The organism is Gillisia limnaea DSM 15749, from assembly GCF_000243235.1.
GTDB classification, from domain to species: Bacteria; Bacteroidota; Bacteroidia; order Flavobacteriales; family Flavobacteriaceae; genus Gillisia; species Gillisia limnaea.
On sequence record NZ_JH594606.1, the window covers coordinates 1,271,126 to 1,292,451 of the forward strand.

Here is a 21,326-nt window from a genome sequence, read left to right on the forward strand (position 1 = left end):
GTCCGGACTTATCGTATTAGGCTAAAATTTCCACTATACTCTCTAATTGCACCGGAATCCGGATCCTTAAATTCAACAAGGAACCAATAGTCATCTGCTATCATTGCTTTCCCGTTAAAATTTCCATCCCAACCTCCGGAAGATGGATTAAGCTGTTTCAATAATTTTCCGAAACGGTCAAAAATAAACACTTTTGAAATGGAATTGCTGGCATCATTTACAACATTCCAGGTATCATTATATCCATCGGAATTTGGAGTGAAAAATCTTGGGTACCCAATAAGCCTGAATTGTTGAGAGGTGGCATTCCCGCACCCGTTGACTTCCCGTGCCGAAATTGTGTGATTTCCGGGAGCAACATTATTAAAAGCCGGATCCGTTTGCCAGGGTCCATTATCAAGCTGATATTCATACGATGTCTCCCCTCCAATTCCACCAATAGCATTTCCGGTAACTCTAAAGTCATTTTCAAAATCATTCCCCTCAATTTGAACCAAAACCTCCTGAGGAGGCGAAAATAGCTTTAATTCTGTAGAAAATTCCTTTGTACACCCCGTAACCAGATCGGTGATTTTCACCAAAATATTCTGCTCAATGGGAACCTGAACGATGTTATAAACAGGATTTTCAATTCCATCCCCATCAGGATCATTAAACGGAGTCCATTCATAGCTATAATTTGAACCCAGGTCTTCCCCAATTGATATTGAACCAGCCAGGTTCCCATTTAGATCAATACATACAGCAGTTATTTCCGCTATTTCAATAGGAATAGGAGTTTCAATTTGAAGCCTGAATTTTACAGGAAGGGAACTGCATCCGGATCCTAAATTAGTGATAGTCGCAATGATTTCCTGATCATCTTCACTTTCAAAAGCTGCTGGATCAGAAATTGGTGAATCATTTTCAAAATTAGCCTGAGAGGCATAAAAGTTTAGTGAAAACTGCTCTGTTGTATTCAAATAATTTTGAAGCAATTCCTCCCTTGCCAAATTCAGATTAAAAAATGCTACATTCCCACTATTACAAATTTGTAAATCCTTTGGGGTTGTAGCTACTGGTAAATCAAAAAATTCGATCAACACTTCATCCTCCAGCTCTGTACCTGTATTCCCATTGATGGTTATCACCTTATACAACCCTGTTTCAGTAACGGTATAATTATCTCCGGATTCATTCGGAATTAGTTTGAAAACATTTAAAACATCATCAAAAACATACCATTCATAACGAGTGGCGATCACATTTTCAGCAACAAGTTCAACCACATCATTTTTACAAACTTTCTGGTTGTCACCTAAAATATTCACGATGGAGCAATCTGTTTCCCCTGCCGAAGGACTGGAAGTATTGGTTTGCTGCAAACTTATGTAACCAGCAGCTTCTGAAAAATTGGTGATTAAAACCACATAAATCTCTCCTCTTAAGGCATTATTAATGGAAAAAGTTTCAACCGCCGAGGGTAAAAAACTACAACCTATCGTATTTTGAGCTGTTAAGGAGGTATTTTCACAAAAGGCATCCTCCTCCTGAAAGGGACCCCAAGCGATAAAGTCTACATCCAGGAGAGCTCCCGAGCCATCGGGATTTACAGTTTGGCGTATTTGGAAATCCAGGTTACCGGGTTCTTCAATTTGCAAATAAAACCAGGCAGGATAAGGTTGGGTTTCAAGGCAGCCATAATTTGGACCGCTTTCTGCCCTGGCAACATTTCCATTAACCCTGCTTGAGTTTTGAAAAACAAATTCTGTAGTTCCGGCACAAAATGGCTGAATACTTCCGCATCGATCGCCCTGAGAAAAAGAAATCCCTGTACCCGTTAAAAAACAGGTTATAGCGATATAGAGAAAGTGGAAATTTTTCATAAAATATAAAGATGCAAAATAAGGAATTCAACGCAACTTCAAGTATCTGGAATTGCGTATTATTTGCTCATAACGGTAATAAATACCTATCTTTGCAAGCCATTTAAAAAGAATACGACTACAAAACAAAAAAGTCCTATGAAGATAGATAAAATAGACGAACCCTTAGATGATATTGGCGATGCTTTTATAAGTGCAAACACCAATACCCCAATGAGAAAGGATGCTTTTGAAAAGAGCGATGCCGAAAAAATTGAACTTATTCATGAGGATGTTAAAAATATCCTTACCACTTTAGGTTTAGACCTAACCGATGACAGCCTAAAAGGCACACCAAATAGGGTTGCTAAAATGTTTGTAAAGGAAATTTTTGGTGGGTTGAACCCAAAGCTAAAACCTAAAGCCTCTACATTTGAAAACAAATACAAATATGGAGAAATGCTTGTAGAAAAAAATATTACGCTTTATTCTACCTGCGAGCATCATTTACTACCCATAGTAGGAAAAGCACACGTGGGATATATTTCCAACGGCACTGTAATTGGCCTTTCTAAGATGAACCGTATCGTTGATTTTTATGCTAAAAGACCTCAGGTTCAGGAACGACTTACTATGCAAATAGTTAAAGAATTACAGGAAGCTCTGGGGACAGAGGATGTTGCCTGCGTAATAGATGCCAAACACTTATGCGTGAACAGCAGAGGGATTAGAGATGTTGATAGCAGCACGGTTACCAGTGAATATGGCGGTAAATTTAAAGATGCCGAAACAAGAAGGGATTTTCTGGACTATATCAATCTGGAAACCAATTTCAATTAACCATAAGATTATTTAATGGCGCTTTATAAAGAACAAAGTTTAAAGATCTACAATTCAATGTCGGGTGAAAAAGAACTTTTCACCCCTATTTCTGAAGGGAACGTAGGAATGTACGTTTGTGGCCCCACGGTATACAGCAATGTACACCTGGGCAACTGCCGAACCTTCATTTCTTTCGACCTTGCCTTCCGCTATTTAAAGCATTTGGGGTATAAAGTACGCTATGTAAGGAATATTACCGATGCCGGGCATCTTGAAAACGATGCCGAAACCGGAGAAGACAGGATTGCAAAAAAAGCAAGACTCGAGCATATTGAACCTATGGAAGTGGTGCAACGTTACACTATAGATTTTCATACTATTCTTCAAAAATTCAATAATTTACCACCAAGTATTGAGCCTACAGCAACGGGGCACATTGTAGAGCAAATTGAAACCATTAAGAAGATCATTGAAAAAGGCCTTGCCTATGAAGTAAATGGATCGGTTTATTTTGATGTTTTCAAATTCAATAAGGACCATCATTATGGGAAATTAAGCGGAAGAGCGATAGAAGATATGATCGCTAATACGCGTGAGCTTAATGCACAAAGCGATAAGAAAAATCCACAGGATTTTGCTCTTTGGAAAAAAGCAGAACCGCAGCATATTATGAGATGGCCATCTCCATGGAGCGATGGATTTCCAGGCTGGCATTTGGAATGTACCGTAATGAGCTCCAAATACCTGGGGGATGAATTTGATATTCACGGCGGAGGAATGGACTTAAAATTCCCTCATCATGAATGCGAGATCGCACAAGGAGAAGCCGCCACCGGAAAAAACCCGGTACATTACTGGATGCATGCCAATATGCTTACCCTCAACGGTAAGAAAATGGCAAAAAGCACCGGGAACAATATCCTGCCGGAGGAGATTTTTACCGGTAAAAATGATAACCTAAGCAAAGCTTTCAGCCCTTCTGTAGCCAGATTTTTCATGTTACAGGCTCAATACAGAAGCATACTCGATTTTTCCAATGATGCCCTGCTGGCAAGTGAAAAAGGTTTTAACCGATTGATGGATTCTTATCGAAGCATTGATCAACTTCCAGCTTCATCCACGTCTTCCTTTTCTGTTTCTGAATGGAAACAACGGTGCTATGATGCGATGAATGATGACTTTAACAGTCCTGTATTGATAGCAACACTTTTTGAAGCTGTGAAATTCATTAATTCGGTTAAAGAAGGCGAAGGAAAGATTACCCATTCAGATTTAGAATTACTGAAATCTTCCATGCAGTCCTTTATTTTTGAGGTCCTGGGATTATTAGATGTTGCCGTTGCCAATGAAAACAGCAGCGCAAAACTATCAGGAACAGTAGAACTGTTGATAAAATTAAGAGCTGAAGCAAGAAATAACAAGGATTTTGCAACCAGTGATCAAATTCGGGATCAATTGCTGGAATTAGGAATTCAACTAAAAGATGGAAAAGAAGGAACCACCTTTTCTGTGGATTAGATTATAATAAAAAAAATCAGGTATGTTGAAAAAATGGGCAACCTATCCATTTATACTTTTGGTAAAATTTTATCGAAAGGTAATTTCTCCATTAACTCCTGCAACCTGCCGTTATTCTCCTACCTGCTCACAATACAGCCTTACAGCCTTACAAAAACACGGGGTTTTTAAGGGAGGCTGGTTGAGTTTAAAACGTATATTAAGCTGCAATCCCTGGGGAGGTTCCGGATATGACCCCGTCCCTTAAACACTATCCGCAAAATTCATTTTGTATTTATTGCTAAACGATGCAAATATGTATCTTTACATCTATAATCTAAAAATCACTACATGCTTTTTAACGCAATTGTCTGGAGTCCGTCAGAAGGATTAGATCTGGGTTTTTTCACATTACATTATTACAGTTTAATGTTTCTAATTGCCTTCGGACTTGGTTGGTATATCATGAAAAGCATTTATGTCAAGGAAGGGGTTTCTATTGAAAAACTTGATTCGCTTTTCATATACACGGTTCTTGCAACCCTTATTGGAGCCAGGCTGGGACATGTGATATTTTATGATTGGGATTACTTCCAGCATCATCTGCTGGAAATATTTTTACCTGTTCGTTTTGAGCCTGAATTTCAATTCACCGGATTTAGAGGTTTAGCAAGCCATGGAGCGGCAATAGGAATTATTATTGCGATGTATTTATACCGCAAGAAGGTATTGGATAAGCCGGTACTTTGGATACTGGATCGTGTAGTAATCCCGGTTGCCAGTGGAGCTATATTTATAAGGATTGGAAATTTCATGAATTCCGAGATCATTGGAAAACCTACTAATAGCGATTACGGAGTAATTTTTGCGAATTTGGGAGAAGATTTTGCCCGCCATCCTGCGCAACTTTATGAATCCTTTTGTTACCTGTTAATATTCCTGGCCTTATGGTTTATCTACTGGAAAACAGATAAAAAAGAAAAATTAGGTTATATTTTTGGATTATTTCTAGTATTGCTTTGGGTAGTAAGATTTTTTATAGAATTCCTGAAAGAACCTCAGGTAGGAGAACGCGCCATGTGGGTACTAAACACCGGACAGTGGCTTAGCATTCCATTTATCCTTGCAGGATTGTATTTTATGTACCGTCCCACAAAAAGAAGACAGGTTTAATCCCTATTGAGGATTTAACCCGACTGACCGTCGGGCAGGTTCCCCTTCCATATAGCTATTGGGATACCTCGAATTTTTAAAAGAATTTCCCCATTAATACCGCATAGGCCCGCCCGTACCGTTTGGACGGGCTTGCCACGAAGTTCTTGATTTTAGAATAAAAAGTTTTATATTTAATTTATTTTGAATTTAATTGGTCGTCAAATTTGACTCTAAAGACAAGCTGTAATGAAAAAACCATCCAATTTATTACTGGCATTTATAATTTCCGGTTTATTGTTTTCCTGTGGAGATGAAACCAAAGAATCCAGTATTGAAGTTCCTGAAATCGAGTTTACAAAAGAAGGGGAATTGTACTTGCTGAAACAGGCTGACACTATTAAAAAAGTGGATATCGAAATTGCCGATACAGAATACGAACGGCAAACCGGACTGATGTACAGAAAATCAATGGAAGAAGATCAGGGAATGCTTTTTATCTATCCAAACGAAGCTCCCCGCAGCTTTTATATGAAAAACACCTACATCCCTCTCGATATTATTTTTTACGACAAAGACAGTAGCGCAGTAAGTTTTCAGGAGAATGCAAAACCACTAGATGAAACCTCATTGCCATCGGAAAAACCCGCCCAATTCATTCTGGAACTCAATGCAGGCAAAGTAAAGGAATGGAATATAGAGCTGGGGGACAAAATAGATTTTAAACAACTGGAATAAAATTTCATTTTAATCGCAGCCGTAAGTTTAATCCCTCAATGCCCGCTCGTTCTTGGACCGGATTTAATCGAAATTATATATTTCTTCATTTTACATACCTGTAAACTTGCTCCCAGGTAATTGATAAAAAGGCTAAAGCCCGTTCTTGTTTCCAGGAACGGCCTTTAGCCTTTTTATTTAGCATGTCCATTAGTTATTTTAAACAATGTGGTTTGCCTTAAACACAGGAACCGTATTCCTGATCATTCCCCTTTTACATAAACACTAACACATAAGAAAAGGCTGCCTAATGGGCAGCCTTTTCTTATGTTGTATATTATATATTCTTATACAGAGGCTTCCTCTTCGGCCTCTTTCTCTTTCTTTTTATCTTGTATTTTAGCTTTATCTGTAACGCTGTCGAACATAATAGGAGTTGCGACAAACAATGATGAATAGGTACCTACAATAATACCAATGATCATCGCGAACATAAACCCACGTAAACTTTCCCCTCCAAAGATGAAAATAGCAAGTAAAACTATTAAAGTGGTTAAGGATGTATTCAATGTTCTGCTCAAAGTGCTGTTAAGAGCGCTATCTATTGTTCTGTTTAAAGGCCAGGTGGTATGTTCATTCACAAATTCCCTTATCCTGTCAAATACAACCACGGTATCATTCAGCGAGTAACCAATTACCGTTAATATCGCAGCGATAAATGCCTGGTTAATCTCCATGCTGAAAGGCATTAAGTTATAGAACAATGAGAAAATACCAAGTACAATAATCACATCATGCATAACGGCTGCTACAGCACCAATACTAAATTGCCATTTTCTAAATCGCAATAAAATATACAGGAAAACAACAACCAGGGACCCCAATACCGCCCAAAATGAATCATTTTTAATATCATCGGCAATAGTTGGACCTACTTTCATAGACTTCATAATTCCAATAGAGCGTTCAGATGCACCTATGGTGAAATCCTCATAGGTAACATTTCCTGGTAAATGGGGTTGCAAAGCCTCATACAGCATTTCCTGAATTTCATTATCTACATCTTCTCCTTCGTCTTCAACTTTATATTTAGTAGTAATTTTTAGCTGATTGTTACCGCCAAAGGTTTTTGCTTCAGCACTACCAAATACCGCTACAAGATCCTTTTCAACATCTGTAGAATTAACAGCTTCATCAAAACGAACCGTATACGTTCTTCCTCCTACAAAATCTACTCCCTCATTTAATCCATTTATGAATAAAGAAACAACACTTATCAAGATTAATACTCCGGAAAAAGCATATGCCAACTTACGTTTAGCAAGGAATTTTATGTCCATATTCTGGAATAAATTCTTGGTAGCAGAAGTTGAAAAATTTAATGATTTACCATTTTTACCATATCCATCAATAAATAATCTTGTAATAAAAATCGCCGTAAATAAAGAGGTAGCAATACCTATTAATAAAGTAGTAGCAAATCCTTTGATTGGACCAGTTCCTAAAATCAATAATATTAAACCTGTTAAACCGGTGGTAATGTTAGCATCCAAAATAGATGATAGCGCATTGTTGAAACCATCCTTGATCGCATCTCGTTGCGATTTTCCTTTTGCGAGTTCTTCCTTAATCCGTTCAAAGATTAGCACGTTTGCATCTACAGACATACCAATGGTTAAAACAATACCCGCAATTCCAGGCAATGTTAATACGGCTCCAAGTCCGGCTAGAATTCCGAAGATAAAAAGGATGTTTACCGCTAGAGCAACATCGGCAAACAAACCGGCTTTACCATAGTAAAACACCATCCATATCAACACAAAAATCAAAGCGATAAGGAATGATAAAACACCACTATCTATAGCTTCCTGCCCAAGAGAAGGACCTACAATTTCACTCTGAATGATATCTGCAGAAGCTGGTAGTTTACCTGCTCTAAGCACGTTTGCTAAATCCTGACCTTCTGTAATTCCAAAATCTCCTGTAATCTCACTTCTTCCGCCACTAATTGGCCCGGTAGTTACTCCTGGTGCAGAATATACAGTATTATCCAGAACAATGGCGATATTGCTTTGTTCTGCATAAGCCTTTCCGGTCATTTCCTCCCAAATCCTGGCTCCTTTCCCATTCATTTGCATAGAAACAGCTACCCTTCCTAATTGATCATAGGTTTGAACGGCATCTGTGATCACATCTCCGGTTAATGGAGGTGTATTTTCACGGTTTCCTTGAATAGCATACAGTTCTGCCACATTTTCTTTAGGAACTCCCCAGGCAAATTTTGCATATCGCAATTGAGCCGGAAGCAACGAGCGCACTTCAGCTTTGTTTAAATATTCTCCAACCTTTGCGGTATCTTTTGCCTGAAATGTTGCCAGAATTGCACTCCCCTGAAAACCGGGAGACACCATTAGATCAAGTAAAGGATTGTTTCCTGCAGCTTGTGCTTCTGTCGTATCTTCAGCACTAGCAAGCAAAGCTTCAATTTCATCCTCTTCAGTTCCACGTATTGTATCTGTTGCAGTTGTATCGGTTATCTCCGTATCTGTTGCAGTTTCTTCTGTTAGGGTTTGAGCTAAAACATTATTCGCATTTACTAGGAAATTCCCGAAATCGGTGTTTTTATAAACATACCAGAATTCCAGCTGCGCAGTGCTTTGAAGTAAGGTTTTAACACGGCTAATATCCTTAGCCCCGGGAAGTTCAACAAGTATTCTTCCCGAATTCCCTAAACGCTGAATATTTGGTTGAGTAACTCCAAATTTATCGATACGCTTACGCAATACTTCAAATGCTGAAGTAATGGATTCGTTTACTTTTTCCCTGATGATAGGTTCCACTTCAGAATTTGACATTTCAAAGTTAACCTGATCACTTAATGTTTTATTGGCAAATACATCTGGAGAAGCTAATTTAGCCCCTTCAATTCTGTTAAAAGCCGAAAAGAAAAGATCGATGTAATTATCCTGACTAGCTTTCATTTCAGCATCTGCCTCTGCAAGTGCCTTATTGAAAGCGGGATTACCGCTGTTATTTGCCAGTCCCTTTAAAATGTCCTTAACAGAAATTTGAAGAATAACATTAATTCCTCCTTTAAGGTCGAGACCTTTATTCAATTCCTTTTCTTTTGCAGAAGCATAGGTAATTCCTGCAAAAATCTCTTCACTCCCAATAGAATCAAGATATCGTTCCTTAACAAGGTCCCTTTGTACCGTATAATCTTCAACATCGGTACCTACCTGCTGTATTGCATACTCGTCTGCCTTATCCTCTACATTGCTTGCAATGAAGGTAAATGATAACTGGTATATACACACCAATCCAAATAAAACAGCAAAAATCTTGATCAATCCTTTATTCTGCATTCTTCTTTCTTATTTATGGTCAAATTTTAAAACGGACAAATATAGGATTTCATAATTCAAATCCCAATTATTTTTTTTTGAATAATTTAACTTTTAAACATAAAAAAGACCATTATAAAAATGGCCTTTCTTATGTTTCGACTCAGGGCCGAATGTATGTGATTTTGTGCTTAAAGTTTAAGTAAATCATTGGTTTTTTTAACCCCTTCAGCACTTTCTTTAATTTTGGCTTTTTCTGCATCGTTCAATTCTATTTCAACGATACTTTCAATACCATTTTTTCCAAGTATTACCGGTACTCCTATGCAAATGTCATTTAATCCATATTCCCCTTCCAGCAAAACAGAGCAAGGAAACATTTTTTGTTGATCACAGGCAATTGCATGAACCAAAGAAGAAACTGCAGCTCCAGGCGCATACCAGGCACTGGTTCCAAGTAATTTCGTTAAAGTTGCACCTCCTACTTTAGTATCTTCCGAAACCTGTTCCAGTCTTTCTTTCGATAAAAATGCAGATACAGGAATAGAATTTCTGGTTGCCATTCTTGTTAAAGGAACCATTCCGGTATCACTATGCCCCCCTATTACCATCCCGTCAACATCTGAAGCTGCACATTCCAATGCCTCGCTTAATCTAAATTTAAAACGAGCGCTATCCAAAGCTCCTCCCATTCCAATAATCTTATTTTTAGATAAACCTGTTGTTTTATGAACCAAATAGGTCATAGTATCCATAGGATTACTAACTACGATCATTACGGTATCCGGTGAATGTTGTATAAGTTTAGAAGAAACATCTTTTACAATCCCGGCATTAATTCCTATTAATTCTTCCCTTGTCATTCCGGGTTTTCTTGGAATACCACTGGTAATTACCACCACATCACTTCCTGCAGTTTTAGAATAATCATTGGTGCTTCCCGTAATTTTCGAATCGAATCCATTCAAGGTCGCGGTTTGCATTAAGTCCATTGCTTTTCCTTCTGCAACGCCTTCTTTGATGTCCAACAATACAATTTCTGAAGCAAAGTCTTTGATTGCAATATATTCTGCACAACTGGCACCTACCGCACCTGCTCCTACTATGGTAACTTTCATTTTAATTAATTTTAAGGATTTATTATTCTTTTTCGTAAAAATACAAATTCAGTAAAGGTTTCTTAATAATAAATGGTTAAAGAATTATTTTATTCGGTAATGCAATCCAATATTGGCATTGAATAAACTTCCTGCGGTAAACATGGTGCTCACTTTAAAATTATCGAAATAATAGTTGAAACCTATATCTCCTTTAAATTTAGCTTCATTCCCACCTATAGCAGTGAGGGACTCATTCAATAATCCCAGACCCGGTCCAGAACCACCCATTTCATAATCAAAATTAGAATTTGTTACTCCTACAGCACCAAAAACTTCAAAAGTGTCATATAACTTAGAACCCATCAATTGGGCTAACCATAAATTTGCATTTACATCAATCCTGTTTAATTCGGCAATCTGTATATCAACAGGTATGAAAGCATAATCTACTTTAAAGTTGCTATAGGTAACTACCGCGGCAAATTGGAAATCTTCAGGGTTAAATCTTCGTTCATAGTATTGGGTAAAATTATGCTTCAGCCCTATTCCATAGGTACTGAAACCTACATCGTTAATTATTATAGAAGGTAAATATCTTGCAGCAATCTCGGTTCCATAGGGCAAGCCAACGGTTACCTGAGGAAATGGATGGATCAATACTTTTTTGTCCAGACCTTCAATAGCATCAAACGAAAAGTTCTGGCCGAAAATACTACCTTCAAAAACTGCATCAGAATCCCCCCCAAATACGGTAGGAAGAAGTGCATTGCTTCCTCCCTGTAAGGTTAAAATGGAAAAGTCACTGTTAGAGGATACCTTATTCTGTTTACTCTTGGGAATGAACAGGGCATTTCCATGTACGGAAAATTCTATCGTCCATTCATCCATAGCACTGGCGGAAGAAAACCAACCTGCACTGGATTGAATTGCGGCTCCTTCGGCACCTGGCGCAGCAAAATTATCTGCCACTAGCAGCATATCGTTTATTAATAATTGTTGATCTGAAGGAGTGGATTGGGCGGTGGTACCATTATATATAAGCAAAAAGCACACTACCGGGAATAATTTAACGTAGTTTCTCAAGATTATGGGTTTTAGTTCGGGTAAAAATACTAAAAAATCATTCCTTTTATTTAAGGAAAATTTAAATCTGTAAAATATCATGAAAAAACCCGCCTAACGGCGGGTCTAGTTCCTGATAATAAGTTGTTTGCTTATACATCAATATTAGCATACACAGCATTCTTTTCTATAAACTCTCTTCTTGGTGGCACTTCATCCCCCATAAGCATAGAAAAAATTCTGTCTGCCTCACTACTGTTATCAATGTTAACTTTTCTCAACATTCTAAATTCTGGATTCATGGTAGTATCCCACAATTGTTCAGCATTCATCTCTCCAAGACCTTTATAACGTTGTATCTGTACACTGCCGTTAAAACTTTCTGCAATTGCGTCACGTTCTTTTTCGCTCCATGCGTATTGTTTTTTCTGACCTTTTTTTACTAAGTAAAGCGGTGGCGTAGCTATATAAATATGGCCATTTTCCAAAAGCTCCTTCATATACCTATAAAAGAAGGTAAGAATTAGGGTTTCAATGTGACTACCATCTACATCGGCATCACACATTATCACCACTTTGTGATATCTTAATTTTGACAAATTCAAAGCTTTACTATCTTCTTCAGTACCAATAGTTACCCCTAAAGCTGTATATATATTTTTGATCTCTTCGTTATCAAAAACCCTATGTCTCATCGCTTTCTCCACATTCAGAATTTTACCCCTTAACGGTAAAATAGCCTGAAAATTCCGGTCTCTTCCCTGTTTTGCTGTACCACCTGCCGAATCTCCCTCGACAAGATATACTTCACATTTTGCAGGATCCTGTTCAGAACAGTCGGATAATTTCCCCGGTAAGCCTCCTATGCTCATCACGGTTTTGCGCTGTACCATTTCACGCGCTTTCTTAGCGGCGTGACGAGCTTGAGCAGCAAGAATTACCTTTTCAACAATTATTTTTGCATCGCCTGGATTTTCCTCCAGGTAATTCTCCAGCATTTCTGAAACCGCTTGAGAAACAGCTGCTGTAACTTCCCGGTTTCCTAATTTAGTTTTGGTTTGACCTTCAAACTGAGGTTCAGCGACTTTTACCGAAATAATGGCGGTAAGCCCTTCACGGAAATCATCTCCTGCAATTTCAAATTTTAATTTATCCAGCATTCCAGAAGCATCTGCATACTTCTTCAAGGTAGTGGTAAGTCCTCTTCTGAAGCCCGCCAGGTGTGTTCCTCCCTCGTGCGTATTAATGTTATTCACATAAGAATGAAGATTTTCGTTAAAGGAAGTATTATAAACCATCGCAACCTCAACAGGGATATCATTTTTCTCCCCTTCCATAGAAATCACATCCTTGATAATAGATTCCCTGTTTCCATCCAAATACCTAATGAATTCCTTTAAACCTTCATCTGAATGAAATGTTTCTGTGGGAATCGTACCATCTTCAGCTTCCCTACGCTCATCTGTTAAATAAAGGGTGATCCCTTTATTTAAAAATGACAATTCCCGCATTCTGCTGGCTAGCGTATCATAATTAAAATCTACTGTTTGTTCAAAAATGCCTGGATCCGGCTTAAAAGTTATTACGGTACCTGCAAGATCGGTTTCACCTACAGATTTCACGGGATAGAGCGGTTTCCCGAACTCGTATTCCTGCTCCCAAATTACTCCATCACGATATACCGTAGCCGTTAAATGCTCAGACAATGCATTAACACAACTCACACCTACACCGTGCAAACCTCCTGAAACCTTATATGAATCTTTATCAAATTTACCTCCGGCACCTATTTTGGTCATGACAACCTCAAGTGCAGAAACACCTTCTTTTTTATGAAGATCTACAGGTATTCCCCGTCCATTATCCTCAGTCCTTACAGAACCATCTTTTTGAATTGTAATCTTAATAGTGTCACAGTGACCGGCCATGGCCTCATCTATAGAATTATCCACCACTTCATACACCAGGTGATGCAAACCTCTTACACCGGTATCTCCAATATACATGGAAGGTCGCATGCGCACATGCTCCATTCCTTCCAGCGCCTGGATACTATCTGCGGAATAACTGTTTTTCTTCGCTTCTTCGCTCATATATAATTCTGTTAAATTTCATGATTTTACATAACAAACAAATATAAGAAAACCCCTACTCCTATTAGCCTGAAGCGCTTCGTAATACACTTAAGTTATTAACAATTTGTGTAAAAAACCTTGTTTTTATACTTCCGTTTTTTGATTCTTTAATAACACCACTGAGAGGCTGTTTTTAGCGATATGTGTGGTATTGGCCCTTCCACTGGGATCTTTATCTTCCTGCCATTTTGGGATCCAGGTTTTAACAGAATTTGCCGCACTTTCCTGTGGAAAAAATCCATGAAAAAGTTCTCTGTAAAAATAAGCTTCTTTGGTTTTTGGCGTGTTAATGGGATATTTAGATAAAGCGGTTTCCAACTCCACGTCGCTCACTTTTGAAGTTGCATATGCAATCAAGCTATCTATCCAGCTATATCCAACTCCATCACTAAATTGCTCTTTTTGTCTCCACAAAACCTCATCAGGTAAAAAAGGGGTTTCGGGAGTATCAAATGCCTTTCTCAAAATATATTTTTCTATTCCGGAATGGGTAACCGGCATTTTATGCTCCGGGGCGATTTCCATAGCCGTCTTTAAAAAAGCTTTATCCAAAAATGGAACCCTTGCCTCTATCCCGTGGGCCATCGTCGATTTATCTGCCCTTAAACAATCTGCAGTAGACAATCGTTTCACCCTTCTAATGGTTTCTTTCTGAAATGCTTCCGCGGATGGTGCATTTTTAAAGTATAAATACCCCCCAAAAATTTCATCGGCTCCTTCTCCCGAAAGCACCACTTTAATCCCTTTTTCAGAAATAGCTTTTGAAAGAAAATACATAGGAGTACTTGCCCTAATGGAAGTAACATCGTAGGTTTCCAGGTGCCAGATCAATTTTTTAATTATTTCTATTCCTTCCTCAACCGTGAAATGAATTTCATGATGTTCGGTTTTAAGGAATTTTGCTACTTTTCTTGCCGCTATCAAATCCGGAGCATCCTTATCCAAACCGATTGAAAAAGAATGAAGTTTTTTTCCCTGACCCTCCAAAACCCGTGCGGCGATAGAAGATGTTAGAGAGGAATCCAATCCTCCGCTCAATAATACACCCAAAGGAACATCGGCCATCAATCGCTTTTTTGTAGCTTCTATAAGTGCTTCCCTTAACTTCACAAGATCTGCTTCTTTCTTACATTTTTCCTCCCGATACCATTCCGGCTTGAAATATTGAACAAAACCGGTTGCAGCCGTGTAATAATATCCCGGAGGGAAAGCTTCAAAGCTCACGCATTGATCTGCCAGTACTTTCATCTCACTTGCAAACCATAAGGCACCATCCTCATCTTTACCATAATACAAAGGCTTTACCCCAATAGGATCCCGGGCGGCGATAAAATCTTTCCCATCTACCACGACAAAGGCAAAATCTCCATCTAGTTTATTCAAGAAACCATATCCGTATTTTTCATATAAATGGACAATAACTTCTGAATCCCCGGTTGTTCTGAAGGTATGGCCTTTTAATTCATTCTCTTTAAGGGATTGGTAGTTATATATTTCCCCGTTATGGATCATCCATGCCGTTGTAGTTCCCTGAATTGGCTGTATCCCGGTATTAATATCCATAATCGCCAGCCTTTCATGGCTCAAAATTGCTCCTGATTCGGTAACATGAAAATCACTTTCATCCGGTCCACGATGGCTCATTCTTTTAGATAACATCTTTAAGCTTTGCACTTCGGCTTCTTTTTTTCCAATAATCGCTAAAATTCCGCACATAATAATTACTTTTAATTGAAAGGCAAAAATACCAACATTAATATCATTATAAAACACAATAGTGTTATTTGGTTACAATTTGAAACATATAAATCTCAAATAAGAACTAAAAGAAATCTATGAATACCTAAAAAGCCTAAATAGATTTTAAATGCAATTAGCCGTTTTAAATCCCTTATCTTAAAATTAAATTCATTTAAAAAAAACTTCCAGTTTTAACATATATTAAATACTTCATTAACACCTGTGCTAAAGCCTAAACAGTATCTTTAATCCAAATCTTAAAAAAAATTAACAGTACTATGAAACAAATATTTTTAATCGCATTAGTTGCCATGTTTTCATTTCAAAGCAATTCATTTGCTCAGGAAACAGAAAAACCAAAAGAAATTCCAAATTTCTCAAAATTGGATGCCAGTCCTATGGATTTGGTGATTTATAAAAACCAAAATGACGAGGTAATCGCAAGGGTGATTTATAGCCGTCCACAGGCAAGAGATCGGGAAGTTTTTGGGAAACTGGTGCCTTATGGAGAGGTATGGCGTACGGGAGCGAATGAGTCTACCGAGCTTACCCTATATAAGGACATGAAAGTTGGGGATGCAGAAGTTAAAGCAGGGACCTATACTATTTATACAATTCCGCAGGAAAATGAATGGACTGTTATTTTAAACAGCGATGTTCATACCTGGGGTGCATATGCGTATACCGATAAAAAAGATCAGGTTCGCATAAAAGTTCCTGTGAGAAATTCTCCTACAACTATTGAATCCTTTTCTATGGCTTTTGTTCCAGGGGAAAATGGAGCCAATTTATTGATGGGCTGGGATAACAAATATGTTGAGATCCCTTTTAAATCTATCAATTAATAAGAAAGAGTTATCTGTTTTGATCAAAAGCGGTTAAAAGTTAATTTAATTGACTTTTAACCGCTTTTTTTATGGGATATTAAGATATTTGTGGGTTTGAAGTGAGACTTTCCACCTGGGATTTTTCATCACGTACTCCACGATTAAAGGAATCATTTTATCTCTTTTACTCCATTCCGGCTGAAGATATAAAATACAATCTTTATTAACCTTATCTGCCTGTTCCTCTGCGAATTTAAGGTCATGGGCGTTAAAAACAATCACCTTTAATTCGTTTGCTACTTCGTATATTTCTTCTGTAGGCAATTTTATTTTCTTGGGAGAAAGACATATCCAGTCCCAAATACCGGTCAATTTATAGGCTCCGGAGGTTTCGATGTGAATTTGACAACCTTGTTTTTTGAGCAATTGAGTTAAAGGATCCATATTCCAGGTTAAAGGCTCTCCACCTGTAACAACGACCGTTTTACTATACTCCACAGCATTTTCAATTATTTCACCAATGGCAGTTGGCGGATGTAAATCTGCATTCCAGCTTTCCTTCACATCACACCAGTGGCAACCTACATCGCAGCCGCCTATTCTAATAAAATAAGCTGCTGTTCCCTTATGAAACCCTTCCCCCTGTATGGTGTAAAAAGCTTCCATTAAAGGCAGCATGATTCCTTCATCCACTAATGTCTGTTTCTCTTTTGTAATCATAGCGTGCAAAGATAAGGAAACTTAAAGACCTGCTACATACATTAATCAATTTTAGGAATGCCCTTAAAAGTTCTTCTTATCCTGGAATAGACTCCTGTAAATTCAAAATTTTCCTTTAATTTGAAGTGTTGGAAAACCAACTCGAAAAGGATCCGTAAAACCTATGATTCAAAAGGAGTTGTTAAACAAATTTCCCCCTGGATGAAGCACCTAATTCCTATATTATTTTCCTGTTTATTTTTGATATCCTGTTCTTCTGCGAAAAAGTTAAACAGGCAACTAAGCCAGCAGTTTAATGCTGAAGTTTTTGAGAAAAGTTTCACCGGTTTTATGGTTTACGATCCGGGGAAGAAAAAAGTCCTCTTCGAATTAAATTCTCAGAAATATTTCACTCCTGCCTCTAACATCAAATTACTCACTTTTTATGCGGGTTTAAAAGTGCTGGAAGATTCCCTTCCGGCATTGAAATATGCGGTGAAAAATGATTCCCTGGTTTTTTGGGGAACCGGTGATCCTTCCATGTTATATTCAGATTTACCGCAATCAAAAGCAGTAAGCTTTCTAAAAAACAGAAAAGAAATATTGCAGTATCTCCCTCCTGTTTTTACTGAAGAACATTTTGGTCCAGGATGGGCCTGGGATGATTATAACTCTTATTATTCTGTTGAAAGATCTGCATTCCCTATTTATGGAAACTATGCGGTTTTCGAATTTTTCCCCGGTAAACCATTTCCTGTGAGCAGCCCTGCAATTTTCAAAAGAAATTTAATTCCCCATCAGGAAAATTCAGAACGAATCCGAAGAACCCTGGAAAAAAACACATTTCTTTATAAACCCTTTACAGAAGAGAAAAGGTTTACCCAAAAAGTTCCTTTCAAATATTCAGATGAATTATTTGCAGAATTGCTTGGCGACACGCTTCAAAAGCCTGTTGAGATCCTCAAAATAAAGCCTAAAGATCTTTCTGAAACAAAAACTATTTACAGCATAGCTTCCGATAGTCTTTACAAACAAATGCTACAACAAAGCGATAATTTTTTGGCCGAGCAAACCCTGCTGATGGTTGCAGGAAAAATTTCAGACAGTCTAAAGACCGATATCGCCATTTCTCATATTCTGGACCAACACTTACAGGATCTCCCGGATAAACCCAATTGGGTAGACGGATCGGGATTGTCCAGGTATAACCTCATAACTCCCCGCAGTATGGTTTTTCTCTTGCAGAAAATTGCTGAAATTATGCCTTCGCAACGACTGTTTTCACTTTTGCCCGCCGGAGGAAGATCTGGCACCATCAAAAACTCTTATCTGGCCAGGGAACCGTACATTTTTGCAAAAACTGGAACTCTAAGGAACAATCACGCTTTAAGCGGATTCCTGAGAACCAAAAGCGGAAAGGTTTTGATCTTCAGCTTCATGAATGCTAATTACCCGGATTCTTCCGCAGAAATTAAAAAACAAATGGAGTTAATTCTAAATGGTATCCATGAAATTTATTGACATTCCTTTTAAGGAAAAGAGTATCCGGGAAAATTCACGCTTTTGGAAATCACATCCTGTTTGGAATTAATTCCCTTAAATTAGACACATATAATTCAATTAAAAAATAGCAGCGCATGCAAAGAAGAAATTTTTTAAGGAACATTGGGATGGGCGGGTTTGCAGTATCACTTTCCTCTTTTATATCACCTGCCGGATTCTCTTCAATTCCCACAGCCAATTCCAATGAACTTTTGCCAAAAGGGTTGTCTATAGGAGATACCATAGGAATCGTGAGCCCGGCATCTGCAATTTTTGAATCAGAACCTTATGAGATCGCTGTTGAATCCTTTGAGGCAATGGGTTTAAAAGTAAAATTGGGTGAGTTTGTAACTAACAGGTTCGGGCATCTTGGTGGAAAAGATGAAGAACGCGCAAAAGAATTCAATGATATGTTTCGTGATCCGGATGTAAACGCAGTGATCGCCTTAAGAGGAGGTTCGGGTGCTGCCAGGATTCTGGATAAGATCGATTATGAGGCAATTGCAAAAAATCCGAAGATCTTTATTGGCTACAGTGATATTACAGCTCTCCATCTTGCAATCTATTCCAGGACTGGTTTAGTAACTTTTCATGGGCCGCTTGCCGTTTCTACCTGGAATAAATTTAGCTATTCAATATTTAAACAAATGCTGTTTGATAAGCAGGCACTATTACTTGAAAACCCGAAAGATATTGGCGATAATTTAACCCAGGTAACAAACAGAATAAGAACAATTACACCCGGAATAGCACAAGGAACTTTGCTTGGAGGAAACCTCTCTGTTTTAACCGGAATAATGGGTTCTCAATATTTTCCTGCTCAGTGGGAAAATAAGATCCTGTATCTCGAAGATATTGGAGAACAAATTTATGCTATAGATAGAATGATGACCCAATTAAAACTGGGCGGAGTTCTGGATAAAATTTCCGGTTTCGTATTTGGGAAATGTACCGGTTGTGATCCGGGATCCGGATATGGATCTTTCACTCTGGAAGAAGTGATAGACCATTATATCAAGCCGCTGAAGATCCCCGCTTTTTCCGGAGCTATGTTTGGGCACATAAGCGATAACTCCACTATCCCAAATGGTTTACGGGCTGAGATCAATGCCGATAAAGGAACCATACAAATGCTTAATCCGGCGGTAAGGTAAAATCGGAAAAATGCTGTTCACATAAAAAAGTTTCATGTTCAATAAAAATACCGGGGCACTTACTTCGCTTTTATTCAACAAATTGGGATTTCTTAACTCAAAAATCTGCTGAAATTAGAAAAACACCGCTACTCAATTCCCAATTTTATAATAACTTAGTAGTATGGAAGACCACCAAAAGTTTATTGAACATATTCAAAAGGGCTACACCACCAATGGAGATTATATACGTATGGGTGCAGCGATGCTGGATGGAGCAACTTTTCCTGAGGCAGAGGTCAAAATCCCATTAAAAACCTTAAACCGGCACGGTCTTATTGCCGGAGCAACGGGAACCGGAAAGACAAAAACCCTGCAGATCCTTGCTGAAAATTTATCGGAAAAAGGAATTCCTGTACTGATGATGGATATAAAAGGGGATTTAAGCGGTATTGCCATGCCAGCTGAAAAAAACGACAAATTAATAGCACGTCACAAGACAATAGGTTTTGATTTTGAACCTATGATCTCCCCGGTTGAAATAATGAGTTTGTCTATGCAGCCGGGGGTGCGTCTGCGTGCAACTGTAAGTGAATTTGGCCCGGTCCTTTTATCCCGAATCCTGGATCTTTCAGAAGCACAAACCGGGATTCTTGCCATTATATTCAAATATTGTGATGACAATCATTTGGCTTTGCTGGATTTAAAAGATCTAAAAAAGATAGTCCTCTTTGCAACCGATGAAGGTAAAGAAGAATTTGAAGAGAGTTATGGCAGCATGTCTAAAATATCCACCGGAACCATTCTGCGGAAAATAGTCGCTCTTGAACAACAGGGAGGCGATTTGTTTTTTGGAGAACCTTCATTTGATGTTCTGGATCTTGTTAGAAAAAACCCGGAAGGGAAAGGATATGTAAATATTATAAGGCTGAATGACATTCAGGAAAAACCAAAATTGTTCTCCACTTTTATGTTGAGTCTGCTGGCCGAAGTTTATACCACTTTTCCAGAAAAAGGAGATAGCGATAAGCCGGAATTAGTGCTTTTTATAGATGAAGCACATCTTATATTTAAAGAGGCTTCAGGAGCATTGATGGATCAATTGGAAAGTATCATAAAACTCATCCGCTCCAAAGGAATTGGAATATTTTTCGTCACCCAAAACCCAACAGATGTACCCAAGGAAATATTGAGCCAGTTGGGGTTAAAAATTCAGCATAGTTTAAGGGCCTTTACCGCAAATGACCGAAAAGCAATAAAATTAACGGCAGAAAATTATCCTATTTCAGAATTTTATGATACCAAAACCGTGCTTACCTCGTTAGGAATAGGAGAAGCACTTATTTCGGTACTAGACGAAAAAGGACGTCCTACTCCATTGGCAGCAACTATGATGAGGGCCCCCGGAAGCAGGATGGACATATTATTACCAGAAGAATTAAACAGTATTATTAGCAATTCCTCCTTAGCGGCTAAATACAATAAAAGTATAGATAGGGAAAGTGCTTATGAATTACTGGAACATAAAATAGAAAGAGCTGAAAAGGAAGATGCCAGGGAAAAAGCAAAAAAAGATCGGGAAAAAGTAACACGTACCTCATCCAGAACTTCCGGAAGAAGCCGGAAGAGGCAGGATCCAATTATCAAGGTTTTAACCAGCGCTACATTTATAAGAGGCGTGATGAGTATACTAAACAAAGCATTTAAATAAA

The 21,326-nt window shown here is 38.2% G+C and carries 16 protein-coding genes; 9 read left to right on the forward strand and 7 right to left on the reverse strand.

Annotated features, from left to right (window positions below; genetic code table 11):
• Positions 1-8: 8 nt before the first annotated feature.
• A complete protein-coding gene (locus GILLI_RS07475) occupies positions 9-1,865 on the reverse strand; it encodes a T9SS type B sorting domain-containing protein (protein WP_006988487.1) in 1,857 nt (618 codons plus the stop codon).
• Between the two features lie 138 nt (positions 1,866-2,003).
• Here GILLI_RS07475 and folE point away from each other — a divergent pair, with 138 nt between their 5' ends.
• The 5 genes from folE to GILLI_RS07500 all read left to right on the forward strand — a co-directional run bounded on the left by folE (position 2,004) and on the right by GILLI_RS07500 (position 6,053).
• Positions 2,004-2,684, forward strand: a complete 681-nt coding sequence (gene folE, locus GILLI_RS07480; protein ID WP_006988488.1) for a GTP cyclohydrolase I FolE — start codon at positions 2,004-2,006, stop codon at positions 2,682-2,684.
• 15 nt (positions 2,685-2,699) lie between these two features.
• Positions 2,700-4,184 carry a cysteine--tRNA ligase gene (cysS, locus tag GILLI_RS07485; RefSeq protein ID WP_006988489.1) on the forward strand — a complete coding sequence of 495 codons (1,485 nt, stop codon included), beginning with the start codon at positions 2,700-2,702 and terminating at the stop codon, positions 4,182-4,184.
• A 22-nt stretch (positions 4,185-4,206) separates the two neighbouring features.
• A complete protein-coding gene (gene yidD / locus GILLI_RS07490) occupies positions 4,207-4,431 on the forward strand; it encodes a membrane protein insertion efficiency factor YidD (RefSeq protein ID WP_006988490.1) in 225 nt (74 codons plus the stop codon).
• Positions 4,432-4,514: 83 nt separating this feature from the next.
• Positions 4,515-5,336: a prolipoprotein diacylglyceryl transferase gene (gene lgt, locus GILLI_RS07495; protein WP_006988491.1), complete on the forward strand. Its 822-nt coding sequence runs from the start codon at positions 4,515-4,517 to the stop codon at positions 5,334-5,336.
• A gap of 228 nt (positions 5,337-5,564) precedes the next feature.
• On the forward strand, positions 5,565-6,053 hold the full coding sequence (locus GILLI_RS07500; RefSeq protein ID WP_006988492.1) for a DUF192 domain-containing protein: 489 nt from the start codon (positions 5,565-5,567) through the stop codon (positions 6,051-6,053).
• Positions 6,054-6,379: 326 nt separating this feature from the next.
• Here GILLI_RS07500 and secDF read toward each other — a convergent pair whose 3' ends face one another.
• The 5 genes from secDF to asnB form a co-directional block, all read right to left on the reverse strand.
• The gene (secDF, locus tag GILLI_RS07505) at positions 6,380-9,397 is read right to left on the reverse strand and encodes a protein translocase subunit SecDF (RefSeq protein ID WP_006988493.1); all 3,018 of its coding nucleotides are present in this window, start codon (positions 9,395-9,397) and stop codon (positions 6,380-6,382) included.
• Between the two features lie 170 nt (positions 9,398-9,567).
• Entirely contained in the window at positions 9,568-10,494 is a 927-nt protein-coding gene (mdh, locus tag GILLI_RS07510; protein WP_006988494.1) for a malate dehydrogenase, read from the reverse strand.
• Between the two features lie 84 nt (positions 10,495-10,578).
• A complete protein-coding gene (locus GILLI_RS07515) occupies positions 10,579-11,559 on the reverse strand; it encodes a DUF6588 family protein (RefSeq protein ID WP_006988495.1) in 981 nt (326 codons plus the stop codon).
• A 131-nt stretch (positions 11,560-11,690) separates the two neighbouring features.
• Positions 11,691-13,631, reverse strand: coding sequence for a DNA topoisomerase (ATP-hydrolyzing) subunit B (gyrB, locus tag GILLI_RS07520; RefSeq protein ID WP_006988496.1), 1,941 nt, complete (start codon positions 13,629-13,631; stop codon positions 11,691-11,693).
• A 126-nt stretch (positions 13,632-13,757) separates the two neighbouring features.
• Positions 13,758-15,389, reverse strand: coding sequence for an asparagine synthase B (gene asnB / locus GILLI_RS07525; protein ID WP_040506902.1), 1,632 nt, complete (start codon positions 15,387-15,389; stop codon positions 13,758-13,760).
• A gap of 302 nt (positions 15,390-15,691) precedes the next feature.
• Here asnB and GILLI_RS07530 point away from each other — a divergent pair, with 302 nt between their 5' ends.
• Positions 15,692-16,258 carry a DUF2911 domain-containing protein gene (locus GILLI_RS07530; protein WP_006988498.1) on the forward strand — a complete coding sequence of 189 codons (567 nt, stop codon included), beginning with the start codon at positions 15,692-15,694 and terminating at the stop codon, positions 16,256-16,258.
• Positions 16,259-16,327: 69 nt separating this feature from the next.
• Here GILLI_RS07530 and GILLI_RS07535 read toward each other — a convergent pair whose 3' ends face one another.
• Positions 16,328-16,960 carry a 7-carboxy-7-deazaguanine synthase QueE gene (locus GILLI_RS07535; protein WP_006988499.1) on the reverse strand — a complete coding sequence of 211 codons (633 nt, stop codon included), beginning with the start codon at positions 16,958-16,960 and terminating at the stop codon, positions 16,328-16,330.
• A 201-nt stretch (positions 16,961-17,161) separates the two neighbouring features.
• Here GILLI_RS07535 and GILLI_RS07540 point away from each other — a divergent pair, with 201 nt between their 5' ends.
• From GILLI_RS07540 to GILLI_RS07550, 3 genes are all read left to right on the forward strand, one after another.
• The gene (locus tag GILLI_RS07540; RefSeq protein WP_006988500.1) at positions 17,162-18,460 is read left to right on the forward strand and encodes a D-alanyl-D-alanine carboxypeptidase/D-alanyl-D-alanine-endopeptidase; all 1,299 of its coding nucleotides are present in this window, start codon (positions 17,162-17,164) and stop codon (positions 18,458-18,460) included.
• A 116-nt stretch (positions 18,461-18,576) separates the two neighbouring features.
• Entirely contained in the window at positions 18,577-19,635 is a 1,059-nt protein-coding gene (locus tag GILLI_RS07545) for a S66 peptidase family protein (RefSeq protein WP_006988501.1), read from the forward strand.
• Positions 19,636-19,798: 163 nt separating this feature from the next.
• Entirely contained in the window at positions 19,799-21,325 is a 1,527-nt protein-coding gene (locus tag GILLI_RS07550) for a helicase HerA-like domain-containing protein (protein ID WP_006988502.1), read from the forward strand.
• Position 21,326: the final 1 nt, after the last annotated feature.